Genomic DNA, 25588 nt, shown 5'->3' on the forward strand with positions numbered 1-25588 from the left:
AAAATAGTAAGTTTGTTGCAATGAAAACAAAAAAAACAATTTGTCAACCAAAAGTATTTGAAGATGTTTATGATAAACAATCCAAGTCACTACATAATTTTATGTATTACAAATGTGGTGATAAAGATTTAGCTGAAGATTTTGTACAAGAGTCTTTCATTAAGTTATGGGACAATTGTTCAAAAGTACTTGTAGAAAAAGCTAAATCATTTTTGTTTACTGTTGCAAACAACATGTTTTTAAATCATGTCGCTCATAAAAAGATTGTACTAAAACATTCCTCTGAAAATAAAAAAGGTTATACAAATGAAACCCCTGAATTTATCATTGAAGAAAAAGAGTTTTTAACTAAGCTTAAAAGTGCTATAGCAGATTTACCAGAAAAACAGCGAGAAGTTTTTTTATTAAATAGAATTGATAAAAAAAAGTATAGAGAAATAGCTGAAATATTAGATATATCGGTTAAAGCAGTAGAAAAGAGAATGTCTTTAGCATTAAAAACGTTAAGAGATAAAATAGGGAGGAATTTAAAGTAGGGTAGCTTATACTTTACTTGTTATACAATAAGAAAGGCAGAAAATGAATAAAAGGATAGATAATGATTTTTTAACTAAGTGGTTAAATAATCAGCTTACAAAAAATGAATTAGAAGATTTTAAAAAGACTTCCGATTATGCTTTGTATGAAAAAATAATGGATGTATCGTCCCAATTTGAAGAACCAATATTTGAAAAGGAAAAGGTTTTTAAGAGGATTAAAGCAAAAACAACTACTTCATTAGGTGTAGAAAAAAGAAAGTCAAAAGTTTTTAAATTGAATTGGTTATCTACAGTAGCTGCAGCTGTTTTAATTATATTTAGTATCTTTTATTTCTTAGATAATTCAACAAATTATGAAACTAAATTTGGAGAACGATTAGCCCTTGTTTTACCTGATTCTTCCGAGGTGTTGTTAAATTCTAAATCTTCAATAAACTTTTATGAAAAAGATTGGAACAAATCCCGTGAATTATTTTTAGTAGGAGAGGCATTTTTTAAAGTAAAACATGGAAAAACTTTTAAGGTTACGACTGATGTTGGTGAGGTAAAAGTATTAGGAACTCAATTTAATGTTAAATCAAATCAAGAATATATTGAGGTTCATTGTTTTGAAGGAAAAGTAAAAGTTAATTCTGGAGAGTCTACTCATATTTTAACAAAAGGAAAAGCTTTAAGATACTTTAAATATGGTACGGATGAAGATCAAAAGTGGGATATAGAACAGCAAGAACCTACATGGAAAAATGGAGAAACTTCTTTTAAAAGCATAGCTTTGAAACATGTGGTTTCATCTTTAGAAAATCAGTACGGAATAAGTATAAAAACTTCTGATATTGATTTAAAACAAAAATTTACAGGAAGTTATACCCATAACAATTTAAAAGTAGCTTTAAAAACTGTTTTTGAACCTATGAAAATAGGAGTTATCTTTACGGATGCAAAAATAGTTACATTAGTTAAAAAGTAAATGAATTTCAAATTTTATGTTTTATTAATATTGCCTTATTTTTGGGCAATAAATGCTATGCATGCTCAAAATAATAAACAAAAGGACTCAATACTGTTAAGGTCCTTTTTTGTTGTTTTAGAAAAGAAATATGAAATAAAATTTTCATACAATGATAAGCTTATTAAAAATAAGTATGTCCATAATTCATTAGTTAAACTTCCTTTAGCTAAGATTCTTGATAAAATAGCTGTCAGCTTTAAGTTAAAATTTGAAAAAATTACTGAAAGATATATAACAGTAACAAAATCAGAGAAATTATTTCATGTATGCGGTAAAATTTTTGATTTAAAAGATAAAAAAAAAATTCAAGGTGCCAGTGTCGTTTCTTTAAATAGAAGTAAAGGTGTTATTTCTAATCAAAATGGTTTTTTTAAACTCTCTAATCTTAATGAAAATGATAAAATTGAGATTTCTTTTATAGGGTATGATTCAAAGGTTTTAATAGTTAATGAAAAATTAGCAAAAGGTTGTTTATCAGTAGGTTTAAGTGAGTCTACTACTTTGTTGGAAGAAGTTTTAGTGTCAGACTATATGGTGGGAGGGATTGATAAAAAGACTGATGGGTCATTAGTTATTTCACCCAAAAAATTAGGTACCGTCTCTGGTTTAACTGAACCTGATATTTTGCAAAGTGTGCAATTATTACCAGGAATTAATAGTCCTGATGAAACTGCTTCAGGATTATTTATTCGAGGAGGTACTCCTGAACAGAATTTAATCCTTTTTGATGGTATTAAAATGTATAATTCGTCTCATTTCTTTGGAATGATTTCTGCTTTTAATCCTTATATAGTTGATAAAGTTAAAGTTTTTAAAAGTGGTGCTAGTGCTGAATATGGTAATCATACATCTGGTGTAATTGATATAGAAACAAATAAAGAAATACCGGAAAGTATTAATGGAGGTTTTGGTGTAAACATGACACATTTTGATGCTTTTGTTAATTTACCAATTTCAAAAAAAATTGGAATATCTTTATCTGGTAGAAGATCTTTTACTGATGTTTTTAAAACAAATACATTTAATAGATTATCAAAAAAAGTGTTTCAAAATTCAATTATTTCTATAAATGAAAGTGCTGGAAGTGAATTTTATGATAGTAAAAATGATTTTTATTTTTTTGATGTTAATTCTAAACTTACTTATAAACCTTCTTCAAAAGACGTTATTACATTTAATTATTTGTTAGTTAGAAATAAATTGAATTATTTGTTTAAGACTAAAAATTCTAAACGGTACATAACAGAAGATGATTTACAAATCAATAACTCTGGTGTTAGGGCTATGTGGGAACGTAATATAGGAAGTAGTTCTGTTTTAAGAACAAATTTTTATTCTTCTACATATGATTTAAACTATGAGTATATTGGAGCGTTTGACTATGGAAGTCCATATATACAAAAGGCATTGAAAACTAATGTTATTAATGATTTAGGGTTTAAAAGTGTTTTTGAGAAAAAAGTAAATGAAAAATCTTCTTTCTTAACCGGCTATGAGTTTTCAAATAATAGTATTTGTTATAATATAGAGAGAAGTCTTAAATCTGCAGTTTCAAGTACGAAGTATAAAATTGCGGATTCTGGAAATAATAATTCTCATGCCTTATTTTTTAATTATGGGTATAATAACTACAAAAAAACAATTGTAAATTTAGGTGTAAGAACAAATTATTTTACACTTTCTAATAAAGTTTATTTTGCACCTAGAGTATATTTTCAACAACAATTGTTTCCTAACTTTTCATTCAAAACATCCTTTGAATTTAAACAACAAAATATAGGAAGGCTCTTAGAGGTTCATACTTCTGATTTTGGTTTGGAAAATGAAGTTTGGTTACTAATAGATAACGAAGAATTACCAATTTTAAGAAATAAACAATATACTTTTGGAACCATATATAAAGCTAATGGTTTAACGTTTGATATTGATTATTACAGAAAGTATAGTAAAGGGGTAACTTCTGCAACTAAAGCTACTGAAGGTAATATTAGAGGGTTTTATCAAGGAACTGGTAAAGTTGATGGTGTAGATGTATTATTGAAAAAAACGATAAATAATTACAATACTTGGGTAACCTATAGTTATAGTAAATCTAGATATATTTTTGATGAAGTTAACAAAGGGAAGTTCTTTCCAACAAACTTCGATACGACAAATAGTTTTTTGTGGGCACACAATTTAAATTTAGGTAATTTTAGTTTTTCTTTAGCTTGGGTATGGAAAACAGGAACACCATACTCTCCCGTTAAAAGACTTGAAAACAATGGAAATCTTGTTTTTGGAGATCTTAATTCAAAGAGATTACCACCTTATCATAAGATGGATTTATCATCTAGTTATTCTTTTAATTTTGATAAAAACAAAAAATGGACTGGAAAAATAGGGTTTTCGTTACTTAATTTATATGACAGAACAAATTATTTAAGAAGGAGTTACTATAGTGTTTGGGACGGCTTCAGATATACAGTTAAGGAAAGAGAACAGGTGTCTTTAGGCATGACTCCAAATCTTGTTTTGAGAATTTTTATTAAATAAATTTTTATTGTTAAGAAAACTAAGGTATCTTTGTTTAAAGAAAATAAAAATAAATTGAACAATATAAAGACCATATTTACAATAAAAGATCTTGAAAATATTTCTGGAATCAAGGCACATACTATAAGGATATGGGAAAAAAGATATAATTTATTTCAACCTAAAAGGACAGATACTAATATTCGTTATTACTCTTGTGAAAGTCTTTTGAAGCTGTTAAATGTAGTTTTACTAAACAAGCATAACTATAAAATATCAAAAATTGCTGAAATGTCTGAAGAGCAAGTGAAAATTACTGCTCGTGAATTGTCTTTCAAGCATGCAGTTGGTGATGAAGCCCTAAATTCTTTTAAGGTTTCGATGTTTCAGTTTGATAAAATATTATTTAATAATACATATAACAAGCTTTTACACAAAAAGACATTTAGGCAAATTTTTAAAGATGTATTTGTGCCATTCTTAGAAAGTATTGGGCTGTTATGGCAAACTGATACGTTACTTCCAGCTCATGAGCATTTTATATCTAATTTAATTATCCAGAAAATACAGCTTAATACTGAAAATTTGGAATATTCAGCTACAAAAGAAGATTTGACTTACGTTTTATTTCTTCCTGATGGAGAAATTCACGAAATAGGGCTTTTGTATTTAAATTACGAATTAGTATTAAGAGGCTACAGAACTATTTATTTAGGTCAAAGTTTACCTTTAAGTAATTTAAGTTACTTTTTTGACAGCGATACAGAAATGTGTTTTGTTTCCTCTATGACTGTTAAGCCTTATGAAGATAAGATAAAGGCTTATTTTAATGAAATAGACGAGATATTGAATTCAACAAGTCATAGGTTTATTGGCATCGGTAATAAAGCTATGTTAGTTGAAAATCAACAATTCAATTCATTTATTAAAGTTTACCCTTCGGTTATAAAAGTATTAGAAGAAATTTAGTTTCTTATTCTCTAAACTCATTTTTTTTTATGAAAAAATAACTCTCAAAATTATATATATATATTAATTTTGTTTAACTTTGTTGTAATATGATTAAACAAGAAAATAAAATATCAATAATAGGATCAGGTTTTTCTTCATTGTCAGCTGCGTGTTACTTAGCCAAATATGGTTATGATGTTACTGTTTATGAGAAAAACAAGACTGTTGGAGGAAGAGCAAGGCAATACATAAATGATGGATTTACATTTGATATCGGTCCTACATGGTATTGGATGCCAGATGTGTTCGAAAAGTTTTTTGCTGATTTCGGAAAAAAGCCTTCAGACTACTACGAGTTAGAAAAATTATCTCCAGCTTATCAAGTTTATTTTGGAGATAATGACAGTATTGTCATTCCTGATAATTTTCAAGAAATATGCGATGTTTTTGAAAAAGAAGAAAAAGGAAGTTCAAAGCACTTAGTTAAGTTTATGAAGTCTGCTGAAGATAATTATGATATAGCTGTGAGGGATATGGTTTATAAGCCAGGTGTTTCTCCACTAGAGTTGGTTTCTTTTAAAACAGCGGTTAGATTAAGTCAGTTTTTTTCAACTATAAGAAAACAAGTAAGAAAAAAAATAAAGAGCAATAAATTAGTTCAGATTTTGGAATTTCCTGTCTTGTTTTTAGGAGCAAAACCTAGTAATACGCCTGCCTTTTATAATTTTATGAATTATGCTGATTTTTCTTTAGGTACTTGGCATCCTGTAGGTGGTATGTATAAGGTAATTGAAGGGATGTTTGAACTAGCAAAAGACTTAGGTGTTAAATTTCAAACAGATGCTACAATAAACTCTATTGAGGTAGATCAAGACAATAAAATTTCAGGAATTGAGGTTAATGGAAAAAAGATAGAAACAAGTTTAGTTTTAAGTGGAGCAGATTATCATCATACAGAATCTCTACTGCCTTCCAATTTAAAGCAATATTCGGACAAGTATTGGTCAAAGAAAACATTTGCTCCATCATCTTTATTGTTTTATATTGGGTTTGATAAAAAATTAAAAAATGTAAGTCATCACACGTTATTCTTTGATACTGATTTTGATGAACATGCAAAAACAATTTATGACACACCTAGTTGGCCTGAAAAGCCTTTATTTTATGCAAGTTTTCCATCAATTACTGATAATTCATTTGCACCTGAGAATAAAGAGGCCGGAACTATTTTAATTCCTTTAGCTCCAGGTATTGATGATACTCCTGAAATAAGAGAAAAGTATTTTAATATTGTCATAGATCGGCTTGAAAAATTAACGGGTCAAGAAGTAAGAGATTCTATCTTATTTAAAGAAAGTTATTGTGTTAATGACTTTATAAATGATTATAACTCTTACAAAGGAAATGCTTATGGTTTGGCTAATATTTTAACTCAAACAGCTTTTTTAAGACCTAAAATTAAAAGTAATAAAGTAAAAAATTTGTATTTTACTGGGCAATTAACGGTTCCAGGGCCTGGTGTACCTCCGTCTTTAATTTCTGGTAAAGTAGCTTCTGAACTAATCTTAAAAACACGTATATAATGAAACAATTATTTGATCAAGTATCCTACAATTGCAGTAAATTGGTAACTAAAAAATATAGTACCTCTTTTTCTTTAGCAACAAGAATGTTGGCCCCAGAAATTAGAGCAGCTGTGTATAATATTTATGGATTTGTAAGGTTTGCAGATGAAATAGTTGATACATTTCATGATTATGATAAGGAAGCATTAATGCATCAGTTTGAGAAAAATTATTATTTAGGGAAGCATCAAGGAATTAGTTTAAACCCTATTTTAAATTCTTTCATTCAAACAGTAAATAAATATTGTATTGAAGATGAGCTAATCCAAGCATTCTTAAAAAGTATGAAAGCTGATTTGTTTAAAAAGGAATATACTACTCAAGCTGAATATAACGAATACATATACGGTTCTGCTGATGTAGTTGGTTTAATGTGTTTGAGAGTTTTTGTTAAAGGTGATAACAGTAAATATGAAGAGCTAAAAAAAGCAGCAATGCGATTGGGTTCAGCTTTTCAGAAAGTTAATTTTTTACGTGATTTAAAAGATGATTTTGAGTTGTTGAATAGATCTTATTTTCCAAATATAGACTTAAAACAATTAGACAAAGTATCTAAAGAACAAATTATAAAAGAAATTGAAGATGATTTTGAGTATGCATACAAAAATGGAGTTTTAAAATTACCGGTTGAAGCTAAATTTGGAGTATACATTGCTTACAGGTATTATAGAAGGCTATTAAAGAAGCTTAAATCTGTTCCTTCTTCCCAAATAATGGATACAAGAATACGAATTTCAAATAGTTTAAAAATAAGCTTGCTTATGAGAGGATATGCTAGGTATAAATTAAACTTATTATAAATGAATTGGTTGTTTTCTTCCTTAATGTTTATAATGCTGATTTTTAATTCTACACCTGATTATGTTCAGTCTTATCATGCAGCTAAAACTAAAAAACAAGAAGTTGAGTTTATAAACAAATATAAAAGTAGTTCTAAAATTAGCATTCTTGGTTACGTAGTTTCATTAGAAATGAAGCAAGCAAAATATAAATTTTTTCCTTGGAAAAAATTATCAATATTTAATAAAGGTAAAAAACGGTTAGAAAGTTTAATAAAAAGGCATCCGGATAATATCGATTTAAGATATCTACGTTTAGTAATTCAAGAAAATATTCCTTCATTATTAAATTATAAGTTAAACATTAAAGAAGATAAATTGTTTTTGAGTAAAATAATGAAAACTAAAAATACTTCAGATTATTTAGATTTTTATATAAAAAAGAATACATCATTATGATAATATTTATAGCTATAACCATTGGGACTTTTATTACAATGGAGGGTGTTACTTGGTGTACACACAAATATATAATGCACGGTTTTGGATGGTTTTTACATGAAGACCATCATCAGCCTGGTTATCCTCATGTTTTTGAAAAAAATGACGCTTTTTTTGTTGTTTTCGCAGTGCCAAGTATTTTACTTTTTTATTTCGGTATTAGGCCTGAATTGAATTACTTATTTTTCATTGGTTTAGGTATATTACTCTACGGAATTGCTTATTTTGTAATTCATGATGTACTTATTCACCGTAGGTTTAGTTGGTTTAAAAATACAAGTAATAGGTATCTAAGAGGTTTAAGGAAAGCACATAAAATTCATCATAAACATTTAGGTAAACCTGATGGAGAGTGTTTTGGTATGCTGTTTGTTCCTTTTAAATATTTCAAAAAAAGACAATAACAATGGATAATTACTTGTATCTCATATTAAATTTGGGTAGTTTAAGTATTCCTTTATTGTACAGTATTTATGAGAAAGAGTTTCACTTTATACAGTACATTAAGGCTGTTATATTGAGTATTGCGTTGATTGCAATTCCTTTTTTGATATGGGATGGTATCTTTACAAACTATGGAGTTTGGGGATTCAATTCTGATTATCATTTGTCATTGAGCATACTAGGTATGCCTTTTGAAGAATATTTGTTTTTTTTCTGTATTCCTTATGCTTGCTTATTTACACATGAGGTTTTAAAATTTTATTTACCCAACTTTACGTTATCAAAAGGAACAACTATTATAATATCAGTTATAGTATTGCTTATAACCAGTTTTCTACTGCTTTTTAACTTCGGTAAATTGTATACGACTGTAAATTTTTCAATTTTTATTCTGTTGATAATTTATAGCCTCAAGAAATATTTGAATATTTTGAGTAATTATTTGCCTAGTTTTATGGTGATAATGATTCCTTTTCTAGTTGTGAATGGTGTTTTAACAGGGAGCTTTATAGACGAACCTGTTGTTTGGTATAATAATAAAGAAAATATAAACTTTAGAATATTTACAATCCCGCTAGAGGATGTTTTTTATGCCTTTAATTTATTGTTTTCAATTCAATTATTGTTCAACTATTTTAAAAAGAAAATGTATGAAAAATAAACTTATTTTATATTTCTTAGTCTTTTTATCTGTTAATAATTTAGCACTTTATTTGGGTGTTTTATTAATGAATGATGGACCTAGTGAAATATGGTATCTTACATTAAATAAAGCACCTTGGACTCCACCTGGATGGGTTTTTGGAGCAGCTTGGTCTCAATCATGTTTTTCTTTTCTTTTTACATGACTAAATTGAGCTTGACTTTTAATTTTATAAATAAGAAATTAATTATTTTATTTAGTGTTCAGTGGATACTAAATGTATGTTGGAATTGGTTTTTTTTTAACAATCATCAAACTGAAATTGGACTTATCATACTAATATTATTATGGTTATTAATAGGTTATTTCACGTTCAAATACATAAAAATACTTAATTTTTATTCAATATTAATCATTCCATACTTAGTATGGATGACCATAGCTACTAGTTTAAATGCATACATAGTTTTTAACAATTAAAATATACAGTAATGGCTAGAAAAAAAAATATAACATCAGACAAAATAATAGAATTATACATGGATCAAGTATTGATGGGAAATAATACTCCACATACAATATATGCTTTTTCTAAAAATAATGATTTTGACGAAAGTGATTTCTATAAATTTTTCAATAGTTTTGAAACTCTTGAGAAAAAGGTTTTTGCAATTTTTTGTTCTAAAACCGTTCAATTATTATTGCAAAATGACGATTACAAAACGTATGATGCAAAAAGTAAATTATTAAGTTTTTACTATACTTTTTTCGAATTACTATCAGCTAATAGATCGTATGTGATTTTAAAGTTGAAACAAAATAAAAACAAATTAGAATCTTTAAAATTATTATCAAAGTTAAGAAAAGAGTTTCAAGACTATATATCAGCTGAAATTCATACTGATAAAATTGATTTTAAGAATAAAACTGTAAATAAAATCCAAGATAAAGGATTTTTAGAGGCTTCATGGATGCACTTATTATTTACACTTCAATTTTGGTTAGATGATCAATCTGAAAACTTTGAAAAAACAGATATTTTTATTGAAAAGTCAGTAAAAGCTAGTTTTGATTTAAGAGATATTACACCTTTACAAAGTGTGTTTGATTTTGCTAAATTTTTGTGGAAAGAAAAAATGCCCTCAGTATGAAAAGTATAGATAATATCCCAACTTCAAAAATTCAACGAGCCTCTAAATTAATTACTACAGGTATAAAAGTAGGTGTAAATTATGCCAAGTATTATGGAGAAAAGATAGTAAAATCAGAAGAGGAAGCTAAAGAAAATTTAAATGAAGCGAATGCAACCGATATTTATGACGGTTTGAAAACTTTAAAAGGCTCTGCTTTGAAAGTTGCTCAAATGTTAAGTATGGAAAAAAATATTTTACCAAGTGCTTACGTAGAAAAATTTTCTTTATCTCAATTTTCTGTTCCACCATTATCTCCTCCTTTAGTTGTTAAAACTTTTAAAAACTATTTAAAAAGAACACCTTTAGAAGTTTTTGATACATTTACTTCGAAATCTGTAAATGCTGCTAGTATTGGACAGGTTCATAAAGCAACTAAAGGAAATAAAAAATTAGCAGTTAAAATACAATATCCTGGTGTAGCAGAAAGTATTTCTTCTGATTTAGCTATGGTTAAACCTATAGCTATAAAGATGTTTAATATTAAAGGAGAGGGGTCAGATGAGTATTTTAAAGAGGTTGAAAATAAATTAACGGAAGAGACTAATTATGAATTAGAGCTGAAACAAAGTAAAGAAATTGCTGAGCAGTGCAGTATGATTCCAAATTTAAAGTTTCCAGATTATTATCCTGAGTATTCTACAAAGAAAATTTTGACTATGGATTGGATGGAAGGAATTCATTTATCTGAATTTACTTTAAAAAATAATTCTGTTGAAACGTTAAATAAAATAGGGCAAGCTTTATGGGACTTTTACATGTATCAAATGCACATGCTAAGAAAGTTGCCATGCAGATCCACATCCAGGTAATTTTTTAGTATCAAATAAAAATGAACTCATTGTTATCGATTTTGGATGTATGAAAGAAGTTCCTGATAATTTTTATGTACCTTATTTCGAATTAGCACAAAAGAATAATATTGAAAATCCAGCTTTTTTTGAAAGTAAATTATATGAGCTTGAAATTTTAAGAGATGACGATTCTGATCAAGAGAAAGTTTTTTTTAAATCATTATTTTATGAAATGCTTTCACTTTTTACACAACCTTTTCATGAGGATGTGTTTGATTTCTCTGATGCTACTTTTTTTAATAAAATAGCCGATTTAGGTAAAAAGTATGCTAAAAGCACTGAACTAAGAAAAATGAATGGAAATAGAGGTTCAAAGCATTTTATTTATATAAATAGAACATTTTTCGGTTTATATAACTTAATGCATGACTTAAAAGCAAATCACATAAAGATTAACAATTTTAAAAATTTATAAATGTATTTAACAAGAGCTTATATTGATAGTTTAGAACATTTATATAAGATTAATTTAATCAATAGTGTTTCTGGTTTTAAACCAGCAAATCTAATTGGTACTAAATCTAAAGAAAATATTACTAATGTTGCCGTTTTTAGCTCTGTTGTGCATTATGGTTCGGCACCACCAATATTAGGTTTCGTTGTTCGTCCTACAACTGTTCGAAGGAATACGTATGATAATATTAAAGAAACTGGTTACTTTACAATTAACCATATTCATAATGCTATCATTGAAGATGCGCACCATACCTCTGCAAAATATTCTTCTGAAATATCGGAGTTTGATAAAACTAATTTAAAGGAAGAATACTTAAATGATTTTTACGCTCCTTTTGTAGAGGGAAGCCCGGTTAAAATAGGGTTGAAATATTTAGAGGAATACCATATAAAAGCAAACAATACAATACTTGTTTTAGGAGAAATTATTGATTTGTATATAGATGATTCATTAATAAATGAAGATGGTTTTATTGATTTATTAAAAGGAAACGTTACAGCTATAAACGGATTAGATGCTTATGTTGTTCCTGAGACAAAGACAAGGTTAAGCTATCAAAGACCTAAAAAATAAGGTTTTTCTGTAGCTGCTTAAAAGATAATTTATATGAAAATACTTATAACAGGCACTACGGGGTACATAGCAAAACGATTAATTCCTAGCTTATTACAAAAAGATTATCATTTAGTTTGTTGCGTACGTGATTTAACTAGAATTCCTGAAGATTTAAAAAATAAAAAGCAAATTGAATTTATTAAAATTGATTTTCTAAGTACTGATATTGTATCAATACCAAAAGACATAGACGTTGCATATTATTTAATACATTCAATGTCAACAAGTAGCGATAACTTTGAAAAATTAGAATATAACTGTGCAATTAATTTTAAGTCTATTTTAGAACAAACATATTGCAAGCAGGTTATTTATTTGAGTGGTATTGTTAATGATGCGTCATTATCCAAACATTTACAGTCTCGTTTTAAAGTTGAACAAACTTTAAGGTCTGTAAAGTATGCTTTAACTACTTTTAGAGCAGGAATTATTGTGGGAAGTGGAAGTGCTTCCTTCGAGATTATACGTGATTTGGTTGAAAAACTTCCAGTTATGGTAGCTCCAAAATGGTTAAAAACAAAAACACAACCAATAGCAATAAGAGATGTGTTAACGTATTTAAGTAAAGCTATATTAGAAGAAAAATTATATAATCGCTCTTATGATATTTATGGCCCAGAAATACTCACTTATAAACAGATGTTACTTCAATTTGCAGAAACTAGAAATTTTAAAAGGTTTATTTTAACGCTACCTGTTTTAACTCCTAAATTATCATCTTATTGGTTGTATTTTGTTACTTCTACCTCATTTAAATTAGCTAGTTCTTTAGTAGATAGTATGAAGGTAGAGGTGATTGGAAAGCCTTCAAATATTAATTCTATTATAAAAATTGCGCCGATTACCTATAAGGAAGCAGTTAACAAGGCTTTTGTTAAAATAGCTCAAAATTCAGCTATCTCTAGCTGGAAGGATGCGATGATTAGTGGAGTTTTTAATACTCAATTATCCCAATATATTACAGTTCCTCAATACGGATGTTTTAAAGATATAAGAAGTAAAAAAATAGTAAATGAAGAACAAACTTTGAATAAAATATGGAGTATTGGGGGAGAGAATGGCTGGTATACATATAATTTTTTATGGAAAATAAGAGGGTATGTAGATAAATTATTTGGAGGTGTTGGATTGAGAAGAGGAAGAAGACATAAAACGGAGTTAGTAGCTGGAGATGCATTAGATTTTTGGAGGGTTCTTTTAGCGGATAAAGAAGAAAAAAGGTTGTTGTTGTTTGCTGAAATGAAATTACCAGGTGAAGCTTGGCTAGAATTCAAAATTGTTAAGGGGAAATTGTATCAAAGAGCCGTTTTTAGACCTCAAGGAGTTCTGGGAAGACTATACTGGTTCAGTGTATTACCTTTTCATTCCTTTGTTTTTCAGGGAATGTTAAATTATTTAGTAAAAAAATAATTGTGAAAGGTGTAAAAAAGCAACATCTACCCTATAAAACATGTATAGTGTGTAATTTGCCATTTTCATGGAGAAAGAAATGGGAGAAAAATTGGGAGGCAGTTAAATATTGTAGTAAAAAATGCAGGAAAAAATCAAAGGCTATACTCTAATTTGGTTTAGAAATGACCTTAGACTTCATGATAATAAAGTTTTAGAACAAGCAATTAATGAAAAACTTCCCATAATTGCCATATTTCTATTTAATGATAAAAGATTTTCTAAAAGTACATTCGGTTTTAAGAAAATAGGAAAGTTTCGTATGAAGTTTTTGACTGAAACCGTCTTATGTCTTCAAAATAAAATGAAGAAATATAATATCCCTTTATTTATTTACAATAAGTATGACAAAGAAGTATTTTTAGAATTAAACACGCATTTTAAAATAATAAATTTTTTTTATCAAAAAAGTTGGACCTATGAAGAACTTCAGGAAGAAAAAAGAATTATACGCTATTTATCTAAAAGAATAGTTGTTAAGTCGGTTTTTAATCAACTCTTATTTAATGTTGATGATGTTATGAAATTGTTTTCTGAAATACCTAGGTCCTTTAGTGGTTTTAGAAAAAAAATAGAAAAACACTGTCATATACCTAATTTATTAGATTATGAAATACCAATTCAAGATAAAATAGAAGTAAAATTAGGAGATGAAATCAATTTAGATCAATTGGCTTACTTTGATTCTAATTATAAGAAATATACAGTATTTCCTTTTTTGGGAGGAGAAAATGAAGGGGTGAAAAGGTTAGATGAATACTTTTTTAAAACCAAAAACATAGCAGTTTATAAAAAAACAAGAAATCAATTGTTGGGTATTAACTATAGTTCAAAATTTTCTCCTTGGTTAGCTAATGGTGCACTTTCTTCAAGACTGGTTTATTGGAAAATAAAAGAATTTGAAAAAAAAATTATAGCAAATGAATCTACGTATTGGTTATTCTTTGAACTTTTATGGAGAGAATTTTTCAAATATGTATCTATGAAACATGGTGATTCAATTTTTAAAAAAGAAGGTATTCAAAATAAAAAAGTTTACAATATAATTGATAATGATATCATAAAAAGTTGGGTAGAAGGTAAAACAACTAATGATTTTGTAAACGCAAACATGATAGAGTTAAAGCTAACAGGATGGATGAGTAATAGAGGAAGGCAAAATACAGCTTCATTTTTAGTACATAATTTAAACCAAGACTGGCGAGTAGGAGCGGCATATTTTGAAAGTTTATTATTAGACTATGATGTTCATAGTAATTATGGAAATTGGATGTACATAGCTGGGGTTGGTAATGATTTAAGGAATAAACCTTTTGATGTAAAGAAACAGGCGATGATTTATGATGCAAAAGGTGAGTTTATTAATAAATGGTTGTAAACTAAAGTATATTGAAAACACTAAGACTAATATTAGGAGACCAGCTGAATATAAAGCATTCTTGGTTTAAAGAAATTAATGAAGACGTTTTGTATTGTATGTTTGAAATAAAGCAAGAAGCTACTTATGTTAAGCAACATATTCAGAAAATTGCTGGATTTTTTGGAGCTATGAGAGATTTTTCTAGTCAGTTACAAGAAAAAGGGCACAACATAATATATTATAAAATCAATGATAAAAATAATAGCCATAGTTTTAAAAATAATATATTACAGATAGCAGAAGAAAGAGATATAAAGAATTTTGAGTATCAATATCCTGATGAATATCGAATAAATGAAGAGTTGCTAACTTGTGCTTCAAAATTAAAAATAGCCTCAAAAGTTGTATCCTCAGAACATTTTTATACTGAAAGAGAAGAGTTATCTGTTTTTTTTAAAGATAAAAAGCAAACTGTAATGGAAACTTTTTATCAATACATGCGAAAAAAACATCAGGTTTTAATGGAGAATAATAAACCTGTAGGAGGTAAATGGAATTATGATAAAAGCAATAGAAAAAAATGGAAAGAAGATAGTTTTATTCCTCTTCCATATGAAATAAAGCATGACGTATCAGAAATTCTAGCTGAAGTGAATGGTGTAGGAATAGAAACATTTGGTAATATTAATGATACTTTTTTTAATTATCCATTAAATAGAGAAGAGGCGTTAGGGCAATTAAATTATTTTGTTAAAGAGTTACTTCCTTTATTTGGAGATTATCAAGATGCGATGCATGATCGGGAGGTATACCTTTATCATTCTAAACTTTCATTTGCTTTAAATATAAAACTAATAACACCAAAAGAGGTTGTTGATAAAGTTGAGAAATCATATTATAAAAATAATACTATAGGTATATCTCAGGCGGAAGGTTTTATCCGTCAAATTTTGGGGTGGAGAGAGTTCATGAGAGGGATGTACTGGAAACTAATGCCTACTTTTAAAAAGACTAATTTTTTTGGACACCAAAACGCATTACCTGATTTTTTTTGGACGGGAAAAACAAAAATGAATTGTGTTAAAAATTGTTTGAAAAACTCATTGGATAATTCATACGCACATCATATACAAAGATTAATGGTTTTAGGTAACCTAGCTTTATTATTGGAAGTAGATCCTGAAGAAGTTGATAAATGGTATTTAGGAGTTTATATAGATGCTGTAGAATGGGTTCAATTACCAAATACAAGAGGAATGAGTCAATATGCTGACGGAGGTTTGATAGCCACAAAACCTTATGTTTCTAGTGCTAATTATATTGACAAAATGAGTAATTACTGTTCTGATTGTAGTTATGATAAAAAAGATAAAATATCTACAAAAGCTTGTCCTTTTAATAGTTTGTATTGGAACTTTTTAGCTACTAAACAAGAAGAATTAAAAAAAAATAGAAGGATGTTTATGATGTTTAACCTTTTGAATAAAATGGACTCCGATTTGTTAATGTCTTTAAAATCAAGAGCTAATAGTATTATTAATTCACCAGATAACTATTGATTTTTAGTTTTGTTTAACTAAATATTGTTTTTGTTAAACAAAAATAGTATCTTTGATTAGGTTAGTATTATATCAATGGTCAAAGAAGAAAAAATAGCAGTTGTTTGGTTTAAGAAGATCTTCGTTTACATGATAATGAAGCGTTACATAATGCAATTAATTCAGGGCATAAAGTGTTATTATTGTATGTATTTGAGCCTACTTTATTAGATGATCCCCATTACTCTAAAAGACATTGGAATTTTGTTAAAGAATCAATAAGTGATATAAATCAAGAATTAAATAATTTAAATACTAGGGTTTTAACTGTTGAATCTGAAATATTACCTTTATTTAGTTATCTATTATCTCAAAAGAAAATAGTTAGTATTTTTTCACATCAAGAAACAGGGATTTTAAAAACATTTAAGAGAGATAAAACATTTAAAAGATTTTGTAGGAACAATTCAATAAGTTGGACAGAAAGCATTAATAATGGTGTTTTTAGAGGTAGAACCAATAGAGCTAATTGGAAAGAAGATTGGGAATCTTATATGAAATCTTCACAATTTGTTTTTAACTCAATGATTTTTAATAATTTTATTGACATTGACGAAATAGAGACATTAGAAAACAATTTAATTAAGGTTTCGTTGCAGACTCATAAAAGTGATTTTTTTCAGTACGGAGGAAGATCAACTGGAGTTAAATATCAAAAATCTTTTTTTAATGAACGTTATGTTAATTATTCTAAACATATTTCAAAACCTAATGAAGCAAGAATAAGTTGTAGTAGACTTTCACCATATATAGCTTGGGGAAACATTTCTGTCAGAGAGGTTTTTCAATATGCCAAAGAATATAGAAAAACTGCAAAAAATAAAATAGCTATTGATGCATTTACTTCAAGGTTAAGATGGCAAGCACATTTTATTCAAAAATTTGAAATGGAATGCATCATGGAAACAGAGAGTTTAAATAAAGGTTTTCACAAATTAAAAAAAGAAATTTCTGAAAAATACCAAGAAGCTTGGAGAGATGGGGTAACAGGAATTCCATTTATTGATGCATCAATGCGTTGCTTATCTCAAACTGGATACATTAATTTCAGAATGCGAGCAATGTTAGTATCCTTTTTTATTCACAATCTATGGCAACCATGGCAGGATGCTTCGAAATACCTATCAAAAATATTTTTAGATTTTGAGCCTGGGATTCATTTTCCTCAATTACAAATGCAAGCAGGTGAAACTGGCATAAATACTATCAGAATTTATAACCCTATAAAAAATGGTTTAGAACATGATTCTGATGCTAAGTTTATTACAAAATGGGTACCTGAATTAGAACAATTACCTGTTAGATTTAGACACGAACCTAATAAGTTAACAAACTTAGAGCAAAAGTTATACAATTTTACCCTGGGAGTTGATTATCCAAAACCAATTGTTAATATTTCATCTACTAGAAAAAAAGCATCTGATGTTATATGGAATATGAGGAAGGATAAGGATGTAATTGAAGAAAGTATTCGAATATTAAATAAACATGTAATAAAATAATTATGTTAATTTTTAACACCACATATACGGATAAAAGTGATGAAAGCGAAATAAATGAGCTTGTTGGAACTCCATTTTCATTTTTTAAAAGAATACAGTTAAAAGGAATTGGCTCAAAAAGGATGATTATTTATTCTGTAAGTAAAAATTTTAAAAAATTAATAAATAATGTCTCTGATATTAATTATGCGAATATTGAATTAAGACCAAAGGGGATTATAGTGCATTTTACTCAACAACTTAGACGTTATTCATGGGCAATACCCTATTATAAACTTGTAATCTTTAATGGTGACTATTTTAGTATACATTCTGACTCTAGTTTCATTCAATTGATGAAAGCTAAAGGTAAAGATCAAAACAGAAGCATTATTCAAAAAATCTTTCTATTAAAAAGTAAAATAAGTGAAGAATATGAATTTAGATAGCGGTTTAAATGTAGATAGAATTATTGAGATGGCATGGGAGGACAGAACAACTTTTGATGCTATTTACTATCAATTCAATTTAAAAGAGCAAGATGTTATCATTTTAATGAGAAAAAATTTAAAACCTTCAAGTTTTAAATTATGGAGAAAACGAGTACAAGGAAGAAAAACAAAACATAAAGCTAAACGTGTTTTTGAGTTAGGAAATTTTAAGTGTTCAAGACAACGTAGTATTAGTAATAATAAGATATCAAAAAGATAAATGAATAAAATAGCCATCACAAGAAAAGAACATTTTAATGCAGCGCACAGATTGCACAATAAACATTGGAATGAAGAAAAGAATAAAGAAATTTTTGGCAAGTGTAATAATCCTAATTATCATGGACATAATTATGATTTAGAGGTTACAGTTATAGGTCATATAGATGAAGATACTGGTTATGTTATTGATACAAAAATACTTTCAAACATTATTAAGAAAAAAGTATTAGAGCCATTTGATCATAAAAATTTGAATCTAGATGTTCCTTTTTTTAAAGATAAAAATCCAACAGTAGAAAACATTGCTGTGGTAATATATGATGAAATAATAAAAGATATTTCCAATGACTTGGAATTAAAAATTAAACTTTATGAAACACCAAGAAACTTTGTTGAATACCCTTATTAATAAAAATTCATTAGATGATTTTTCAATTGAAGAAATAGGGGATGACCATTTATATACAGGTATAGATACACCTTTAAAAAGCGACGCATTCTTATTGTCAGATGATGAGAAGAAGGATAAAATAGCGACTCTTTTTTCTCAAATAATGGACGTAATGGGCCTTGATTTAACTGATGATTCTTTAAAAGGGACTCCTAATCGTGTTGCTAAGATGTATATAGATGAAATTTTTTCAGGCTTAAATCCCAAAAATAAACCCAAAATAGCCTTGTTTGAAAATAAGTATCAATACAATCAGATGTTAATTGAGAAAGATATTCAGTTTTATTCTAATTGTGAACATCACTTTGTTCCAATAATTGGTAAAGCTCATGTTGCTTATATTTCTTCGGGTAAAGTTATTGGATTATCTAAATTAAACAGAATAGTTCAATACTATGCAAAACGACCTCAAGTACAGGAACGATTAACAAATCAAATAGCTACAGATTTACAAGCTATTTTAAACACAAAAAATGTTGCTGTTATTATAGACGCTAAACATTTATGTGTATCATCAAGAGGTGTTAAAGATGATTCTTCATCAACAATTACTTGTTTTTATGGAGGTGTTTTTAATACAAAAGAAAAAATAGTTGAATTACAAAATTATATAAAATGAGCACAGTAAATTTAATAGAAGAAGCTCTAAATTTTGAGAGCAATCATAAAAGTTTTAGAACAAGAAATGAAAAAATATTAGCTTCAAGGAAGGCAAAAGAACTGGTTTTATCTTTAAATAACATTTATAAAAAAACAAAAGACAAAACTTTAATGGATATCATGAAGCGTATAACAGTGATAAAAAGAAAAATGGAAAAGAGGTTAAAAGGAAGAATGTAATAAACTAATTATAATTTAAAAATGAAAACAATTCTTGTAGTTGGAGGAAGTAAAGGTATTGGAAAAGCATTAGTTGATAAACTTAAGGATACTTGTACTATTATAACGATTAGTCGCTCTAAAGTTGAGGCTGTAGGTCATGGAAGTCATTTTTCATTAGATGTTTTAGAGGATGATTTACCTGATATTGATAATATTGATGGATTAGTATATTGTCCGGGTAGTATTAATTTAAAGTCACTCTCTCGTTTAAAAATAGAAGATTTTCAAAATGATTTTAATATTAATGTTTTAGGAGCTATAAAAGTGATTAAAAAATATGAGAAATCATTAATAAACAATCAGGCAAGTGTGGTATTATTTAGTACAGTAGCAACCAAACTAGGAATGCCTTTTCATGCTAGTATTGCTGTTAGCAAAGCTGGTGTAGAAGGTTTAGCAAAATCTTTAGCGGCTGAATATGCAACAAAAATAAGATTTAATGTGATTGCTCCAACAGTTACTGATACCCCTTTAGCTTCTCGTTTGTTGAGAAATGACAAACAAAAAGATTCAATGAAAGACCGCCATCCTTTGAAAAATTATTTAGACCCTAATGAGGTTGCTTCTTTGGCTGGTTATTTGTTGTCTGATGAATCTAAATCTATTTCAGGTCAAGTGTTCCCTATTGATGCAGGAATAATAAGTTTAAAAATTTAAAGTATGAAAAAACTAATTTTTTTATGTGTATTTATGCTATTCAATAATGAAATTGTAATTGTTGATTTTAATAAATCAATTAAAGTCAACGATTGGTATCAAACTAACGATAGCGTGATGGGAGGAATATCTACTTCTAAAATGATAATTAATGATAATGGATTTGGTGTTTTTAAAGGAAGTGTTTCTACTGAAAATAATGGAGGTTTTGCAATGACTAGATTACCCGTTAATGTTGATTTAAACAAGTCTTCAAAAAATATTATATTAAGAGTTAAAGGTGATGGTAAAAAATATCAGTTTAGAATAAAGTCAAAAAAATATCAAAGATACTGGTATGTAAAATCATTTCAAACCTCTAATAAAATAGAAGATATTGTGATTCCTTTAAATAGCTTTTATGCTTCTTTTAGAGGGTATAAATTAAATATAGATAATTTTTCAGGAAATACAATAAAAGAAATAGCGGTATTGATTGGGAATAAAAAAAATGAAGATTTTAAATTAACAATAGAAAAAATTAGTGTAAAATAATATTAAAACATGAGTACTCTCAAAATAAAAAAACAACATTTCTTAAAACTATTTATTATTATGTCAATTTTTAGTTCATCTGTGAAAGCACAAACCTTAGAACCAAAAACCTCAGTTTATGATATAAGCATAAACGATATAAATAACCAGCCTATTGATTTATCTAAGTACAAAGGGAAGAAAATATTATTTGTAAATGTAGCATCCAATTGTGGTTTTACAAGTCAGTATAAAGGACTTCAAGAGTTGTATGATTTACATAAAGAAAAACTAATGATTATAGGTATACCTTGTAATCAATTTGGAGGCCAAGAACCAGGGAGTTCTTCTGAAATTCAATCTTTTTGTAAACGTAATTATGGAGTTAGTTTTTTGATGACAGAAAAAGTAAACGTTAAAGGAGAGGAACAACACCCTCTGTATTCATGGTTAACCAAAAAATCATTGAATGGTGCCTCTAATTCATCTGTAAAATGGAACTTTCAAAAATATCTAGTTGATGAAAATGGACGGTTTATCGATTATTTTTATTCAACAACAAGTCCAACAAGTTCAAAAATAAAAAAACACTTACTATAGTGAGCAAGAAGCCAGATAATATTGTATTTAATGAAGATACAAATACGTATGATGCGTATTTGAAGCCCTATGCTACAAATTTATCTTCACCCGTTATCAAAATCACTGATACGATAAGTTGGAAAAAACAAAATATTTATAAGGCAAATAATCAGTTTAAAGCTGAATATGAAGAATTAAAAAAAGAATATCAATCCCTAATGAATAAATATCAATACAATGAACTTGTTTACAATGCAAGATTCAGTTTTGAACCCATTGTAGGGAAAACGTATCATTTGTATAGAAAAATAGGAGAAGATCTTTTTTTATCAATATTAGCTCCACATGAATGTAATTTTAATTTTGTAGGCAGTTTTATTTTGAATTCAGATAAAATTTGGCAAAAAATAGCGTAAAAAATGTTAGAATTTAAAAATCACTCTGGAATATATACATTAGAAGCTGAACAAGTTATAAATGTTGGTTTAAAGGATGCTTGGGAATTTTTCAGTTCACCAGAAAACCTACAAAGAATAACCCCTTCTCACATGGGGTTTAAAATCACTTCATCAGTAGATAAAAAAGTATATGCTGGTCAAATAATTACCTATAAAGTTAGTGTTTTACCAGGAATACAACAAAATTGGGTTACAGAAATAACACAGGTAAAAGAGCAGCATTTTTTTATAGATGAACAGCGTTTCGGTCCCTATAAAATGTGGCATCATGAGCATTGGTTTAAAGAACTACCTAATGGTAAAACAGTGATGTATGATAAAATATCTTATAAAATTCCGTTTGGATTTTTAGGAGTAATAGCTCAGAGTTTATTTATAAAAAAACAATTAACAGCCATTTTTGAACATCGTTTCAAAACATTAGAAACACTATTCAATGCAAAGTAAAATTTCTATTTATTGGTTTCGAAGAGATTTAAGGCTAGATGATAACACTGCTTTACATTATGCCTTAAAAGGAAAAGATTTAGTTTTGCCCATTTTTATTTTTGATGATGATATTCTAGATAAATTGCCTAAAGATGATGCAAGAATAACTTTTATTTATAATTCTTTAAAAGAGATACAATTAAAATTAAATAGTCTAGGAAGTTCCATTGAAATAAAAAAAGGAAATCCCTTTTTAATTTGGAAGGAATTACTAAAAAAGTATACTATTGAAAATGTGTTTTTCAATAAAGATTATGAACCTTATGCTCTAGAGAGAGACAAAAAGATTATCCAACTATTAGAAGAAAATAACATTAAAGTCAATACTTATAAAGATCAAGTTATTTTTGAAGAGTCTGAAGTTCTTAAAAAAGATAATACACCCTATACTGTTTATACTCCATACAAAAATCAATGGTTAAAAATATTCAGTAAAGAAAATCACACTAGACATTATAATTGTAGTGAGTATTCTCAAAATTACTTACCATCAAAAAATGTTTTTCCAACTATTCAAAGTTTAGGTTTTACAACGAGTACTATCCAGGTAAAACCATACTCCTTAAATAATTTAGATAATTATGAAGATGTTAGAGATTTTCCTTCTATAAATGGAACTTCCAATTTGTCACCTTATTTAAGGTTCGGACAGGTAAGTGTCCGCAAAATGGTTATCCATGCATTAAAAACCAATAGTACTTTTTTAAGTGAACTTATCTGGCGTGAATTTTTTATGCAAATCTTATATCATTTCCCTAAAGTAGTTACTCAAAATTTTAAATCTAAGTATGATAGAGTTCCTTGGAGAAATAATCAAGAGGAATTCGAAAAATGGTGTAAAGGAGAAACTGGATATCCTATCGTAGATGCAGGAATGAGGGAATTAAATACTACTGGTTATATGCATAATAGAGTTCGAATGATTACTGCTGGTTTCCTTTGTAAACATCTGTTAATAGATTGGAGGTGGGGAGAAGCTTATTTTGCATCAAAATTATTAGACTATGAATTAGCCTCTAATAATGGTAATTGGCAATGGTCAGCCGGAACTGGTTGTGATGCAGCTCCTTACTTTAGAGTCTTTAATCCTGAATCACAATTAAAAAAGTTTGATAAGAACCTGATTTATATAAACAAATGGATTATCGATTTTAATGAATTAACGTATCCAAATGCAATTGTAGAACATAAATTTGCTAGAGAAAGAGCCATAACTACGTATAAGAATGCATTATAACTTTTTACGTCATTTTTTATCACACATTCGTCATTTTACCCATCACTAAGGTCATAATTTTGTCTTAACTATTATTAAGACTAAATAAAAATAAATGACATTAGACGAAACCCCCGTACTCGTTGATTCATCACTTTATGAAGGAATATTAAGTGATGAGTCATTCGGGAAAATAGAAGAGTACACCGCATCAATAAACAATGTTTTAAAAGAATTCTATAAAAGAAAAACTTTTTACAAAGGAGATGATATTGCGGCAATCAGGCAACATAAAATAGATGCTAAGATTGATAATAAAACCTATTCATTTAAAGAAGCATTAGAAGCTCTAAATGACCTGTACATAGATAATGCAATATCATTCCATAGTCCAAATTACGTTGCTCATTTAAACTGTCCTGTAGTTATTCCCTCGATAGTAGCAGAGACTATTGCTTCTACAATAAATACAGCCGTTGAAACTTGGAATCAAAGCACCTCAGCAACGTTCATAGAACAAGAAGTTATTCGTTGGATCTGTAATGAGTTTTCAATGTCTGCTAATTCTGATGGTGTTTTTACTAATGGTGGTACTCAATCAAACTTTATGGCTTTGTTAATGGCAAGGGATAATTATGCTTTTGCAAACTATGGAGTTAATCTAAAAAAACAAGGCTGGTTCAATGAAGTAAGCAAGTTTAGGATTTTCTGTTCAGAAAAGTCTCATTTTAGTATTAAAAAAAATGCGGCTTTATTGGGGATGGGATATGATTCAGTAATTCCAGTAAAAACTGATTCTGAAATGAAAATGGATGCTAATGAACTGGTTTTAGCTATTGAAAAAGTTAAGCAAGAAGGGAATATTCCAATTGCTGTAGTTGCTACTTTAGGTACAACAGATTATGGAAGTTTTGATCCTTTAGATACAATTTCAATTATAGCAGAAGAACATAATATGTGGTTGCATGCTGACGGTGCTTACGGGGGCTGTTTTGTGTTGACAGACTCACATAAACATTATTTTGAAAATATGAAGTCAGTAGATTCAATTACTATTGATTTTCATAAAACCATGTTTCAGCCTGTTTCTTGTAGTGCTTATCTTGTAAAAAATAAAGAGCATTTTAAATACGTTTCTTATTATGCCGATTATTTAAACCCTATAGAAGATAAAGATCCTGAACGTCCAAACCTTATAGAAAAATCTATTCAAACTACAAGACGGTTTGATGCCTTGAAGGTATGGTTTACTTTAAAAACTTTAGGAACAAAAACAATAGCTTCTTATTTAGAAAAAGTCCACTTTTTAGCTGTTACTATTTATCATGAAATAAAGAAAGATGAAAGGTTTGAAACTGTTCATGTTCCTGAGTTAAGTACAATTGTGTTTAGATATAAAGAAATAAATGAAACAGACAATAAAGTACATGATGCTACAAATTTATACATAAAAAATACATTATTTAAAGCAGGAAGTGCCTCTATAGCAAGTACAAAATTAAATGGAAATATTTATTTAAAGTTTACACTACTGAATCCTAAAAATACAGTAAAAAATCTCCGAGAAATTTTAAATATGATTAAGCAAAAGGGAGAAGAATATTTAATAAACAATTAA

The 25588-nt window shown here is 28.0% G+C and carries 28 protein-coding genes and 2 pseudogenes; all 30 read left to right on the forward strand.

Going from position 1 to position 25588, the window contains the following annotated elements:
- The first annotated feature begins 20 nt into the window (after window positions 1–20).
- Entirely contained in the window at window positions 21–536 is a 516-nt protein-coding gene (locus ACMFBB_RS00540) for an RNA polymerase sigma factor (RefSeq protein ID WP_435262526.1), read from the forward strand.
- A gap of 43 nt (window positions 537–579) precedes the next feature.
- A complete protein-coding gene (locus ACMFBB_RS00545) occupies window positions 580–1506 on the forward strand; it encodes a FecR family protein (protein WP_435262527.1) in 927 nt (308 codons plus the stop codon).
- Window positions 1507–4083 carry a TonB-dependent receptor gene (locus ACMFBB_RS00550; RefSeq protein ID WP_435262528.1) on the forward strand — a complete coding sequence of 859 codons (2577 nt, stop codon included), beginning with the start codon at window positions 1507–1509 and terminating at the stop codon, window positions 4081–4083.
- 54 nt (window positions 4084–4137) lie between these two features.
- A complete protein-coding gene (locus ACMFBB_RS00555) occupies window positions 4138–5031 on the forward strand; it encodes a MerR family transcriptional regulator (RefSeq protein ID WP_435262529.1) in 894 nt (297 codons plus the stop codon).
- An 89-nt stretch (window positions 5032–5120) separates the two neighbouring features.
- Window positions 5121–6596, forward strand: coding sequence for a phytoene desaturase family protein (locus tag ACMFBB_RS00560; RefSeq protein WP_435262530.1), 1476 nt, complete (start codon window positions 5121–5123; stop codon window positions 6594–6596).
- Window positions 6596–7438 carry a phytoene/squalene synthase family protein gene (locus ACMFBB_RS00565; protein WP_435262531.1) on the forward strand — a complete coding sequence of 281 codons (843 nt, stop codon included), beginning with the start codon at window positions 6596–6598 and terminating at the stop codon, window positions 7436–7438. Before ACMFBB_RS00560 ends, ACMFBB_RS00565 begins: the two co-directional genes overlap by 1 nt.
- The gene (locus ACMFBB_RS00570) at window positions 7439–7876 is read left to right on the forward strand and encodes a hypothetical protein (protein WP_435262532.1); all 438 of its coding nucleotides are present in this window, start codon (window positions 7439–7441) and stop codon (window positions 7874–7876) included.
- Entirely contained in the window at window positions 7873–8322 is a 450-nt protein-coding gene (locus ACMFBB_RS00575) for a beta-carotene hydroxylase (RefSeq protein WP_435262533.1), read from the forward strand. The genes ACMFBB_RS00570 and ACMFBB_RS00575 overlap by 4 nt, the downstream gene beginning before the upstream one ends.
- A 2-nt stretch (window positions 8323–8324) precedes the next feature.
- The gene (locus ACMFBB_RS00580) at window positions 8325–9023 is read left to right on the forward strand and encodes a lycopene cyclase domain-containing protein (protein WP_435262534.1); all 699 of its coding nucleotides are present in this window, start codon (window positions 8325–8327) and stop codon (window positions 9021–9023) included.
- Window positions 9024–9090: 67 nt separating this feature from the next.
- A pseudogene (locus ACMFBB_RS00585) lies at window positions 9091–9485 on the forward strand (TspO/MBR family protein).
- Between the two features lie 11 nt (window positions 9486–9496).
- Window positions 9497–10156 (forward strand): TetR family transcriptional regulator C-terminal domain-containing protein, encoded by a 660-nt coding sequence (locus ACMFBB_RS00590; RefSeq protein ID WP_435262535.1) that lies wholly within the window; start codon window positions 9497–9499, stop codon window positions 10154–10156.
- Window positions 10153–11464 (forward strand): annotated as a pseudogene (locus ACMFBB_RS00595) (ABC1 kinase family protein). The gene ACMFBB_RS00590 and the pseudogene ACMFBB_RS00595 overlap by 4 nt, the downstream one beginning before the upstream one ends.
- Window positions 11465–12079, forward strand: a complete 615-nt coding sequence (locus ACMFBB_RS00600) for a flavin reductase family protein (protein ID WP_435262536.1) — start codon at window positions 11465–11467, stop codon at window positions 12077–12079.
- Between the two features lie 33 nt (window positions 12080–12112).
- Window positions 12113–13531 carry an SDR family oxidoreductase gene (locus ACMFBB_RS00605; RefSeq protein ID WP_435262537.1) on the forward strand — a complete coding sequence of 473 codons (1419 nt, stop codon included), beginning with the start codon at window positions 12113–12115 and terminating at the stop codon, window positions 13529–13531.
- Between the two features lie 2 nt (window positions 13532–13533).
- Entirely contained in the window at window positions 13534–13683 is a 150-nt protein-coding gene (locus ACMFBB_RS00610; RefSeq protein ID WP_435262538.1) for a DUF2256 domain-containing protein, read from the forward strand.
- Window positions 13653–14948, forward strand: a complete 1296-nt coding sequence (locus ACMFBB_RS00615; RefSeq protein WP_435262539.1) for a DASH family cryptochrome — start codon at window positions 13653–13655, stop codon at window positions 14946–14948. Before ACMFBB_RS00610 ends, ACMFBB_RS00615 begins: the two co-directional genes overlap by 31 nt.
- A gap of 11 nt (window positions 14949–14959) precedes the next feature.
- Window positions 14960–16489, forward strand: a complete 1530-nt coding sequence (locus ACMFBB_RS00620) for a cryptochrome/photolyase family protein (RefSeq protein ID WP_435262540.1) — start codon at window positions 14960–14962, stop codon at window positions 16487–16489.
- Between the two features lie 173 nt (window positions 16490–16662).
- Window positions 16663–18030, forward strand: a complete 1368-nt coding sequence (locus tag ACMFBB_RS00625; RefSeq protein WP_435262541.1) for an FAD-binding domain-containing protein — start codon at window positions 16663–16665, stop codon at window positions 18028–18030.
- 2 nt (window positions 18031–18032) lie between these two features.
- On the forward strand, window positions 18033–18458 hold the full coding sequence (locus ACMFBB_RS00630; RefSeq protein ID WP_435262542.1) for a hypothetical protein: 426 nt from the start codon (window positions 18033–18035) through the stop codon (window positions 18456–18458).
- Window positions 18445–18720, forward strand: a complete 276-nt coding sequence (locus ACMFBB_RS00635; RefSeq protein ID WP_435262543.1) for a TIGR03643 family protein — start codon at window positions 18445–18447, stop codon at window positions 18718–18720. Before ACMFBB_RS00630 ends, ACMFBB_RS00635 begins: the two co-directional genes overlap by 14 nt.
- Complete coding sequence (locus ACMFBB_RS00640; RefSeq protein ID WP_435262544.1) at window positions 18721–19131, forward strand: 6-pyruvoyl trahydropterin synthase family protein; 411 nt, start codon at window positions 18721–18723, stop codon at window positions 19129–19131. It begins immediately after the preceding gene.
- Window positions 19094–19792, forward strand: a complete 699-nt coding sequence (gene folE / locus ACMFBB_RS00645) for a GTP cyclohydrolase I FolE (protein ID WP_435262545.1) — start codon at window positions 19094–19096, stop codon at window positions 19790–19792. Before ACMFBB_RS00640 ends, folE begins: the two co-directional genes overlap by 38 nt.
- Window positions 19789–20013, forward strand: a complete 225-nt coding sequence (locus ACMFBB_RS00650; protein ID WP_435262546.1) for a hypothetical protein — start codon at window positions 19789–19791, stop codon at window positions 20011–20013. The genes folE and ACMFBB_RS00650 overlap by 4 nt, the downstream gene beginning before the upstream one ends.
- 21 nt (window positions 20014–20034) lie before the next feature.
- Window positions 20035–20712, forward strand: a complete 678-nt coding sequence (locus ACMFBB_RS00655) for an SDR family NAD(P)-dependent oxidoreductase (protein WP_435262547.1) — start codon at window positions 20035–20037, stop codon at window positions 20710–20712.
- Window positions 20713–20715: 3 nt separating this feature from the next.
- Window positions 20716–21246 (forward strand): CIA30 family protein, encoded by a 531-nt coding sequence (locus tag ACMFBB_RS00660; protein WP_435262548.1) that lies wholly within the window; start codon window positions 20716–20718, stop codon window positions 21244–21246.
- Window positions 21247–21306: 60 nt separating this feature from the next.
- On the forward strand, window positions 21307–21825 hold the full coding sequence (locus ACMFBB_RS00665) for a glutathione peroxidase (protein ID WP_435262549.1): 519 nt from the start codon (window positions 21307–21309) through the stop codon (window positions 21823–21825).
- The gene (locus ACMFBB_RS00670) at window positions 21825–22223 is read left to right on the forward strand and encodes a DUF2452 domain-containing protein (protein ID WP_435262550.1); all 399 of its coding nucleotides are present in this window, start codon (window positions 21825–21827) and stop codon (window positions 22221–22223) included. The genes ACMFBB_RS00665 and ACMFBB_RS00670 overlap by 1 nt, the downstream gene beginning before the upstream one ends.
- Before the next feature lie 3 nt (window positions 22224–22226).
- Window positions 22227–22712 carry an SRPBCC family protein gene (locus tag ACMFBB_RS00675; protein ID WP_435262551.1) on the forward strand — a complete coding sequence of 162 codons (486 nt, stop codon included), beginning with the start codon at window positions 22227–22229 and terminating at the stop codon, window positions 22710–22712.
- On the forward strand, window positions 22702–23991 hold the full coding sequence (locus tag ACMFBB_RS00680; protein ID WP_435262552.1) for a cryptochrome/photolyase family protein: 1290 nt from the start codon (window positions 22702–22704) through the stop codon (window positions 23989–23991). Before ACMFBB_RS00675 ends, ACMFBB_RS00680 begins: the two co-directional genes overlap by 11 nt.
- Before the next feature lie 94 nt (window positions 23992–24085).
- Window positions 24086–25588, forward strand: a complete 1503-nt coding sequence (locus ACMFBB_RS00685; protein WP_435262553.1) for a pyridoxal phosphate-dependent decarboxylase family protein — start codon at window positions 24086–24088, stop codon at window positions 25586–25588.

It is taken from the genome of Tenacibaculum sp. nBUS_03 (assembly GCF_051201695.1).
Lineage (GTDB): Bacteria > Bacteroidota > Bacteroidia > Flavobacteriales > Flavobacteriaceae > Polaribacter.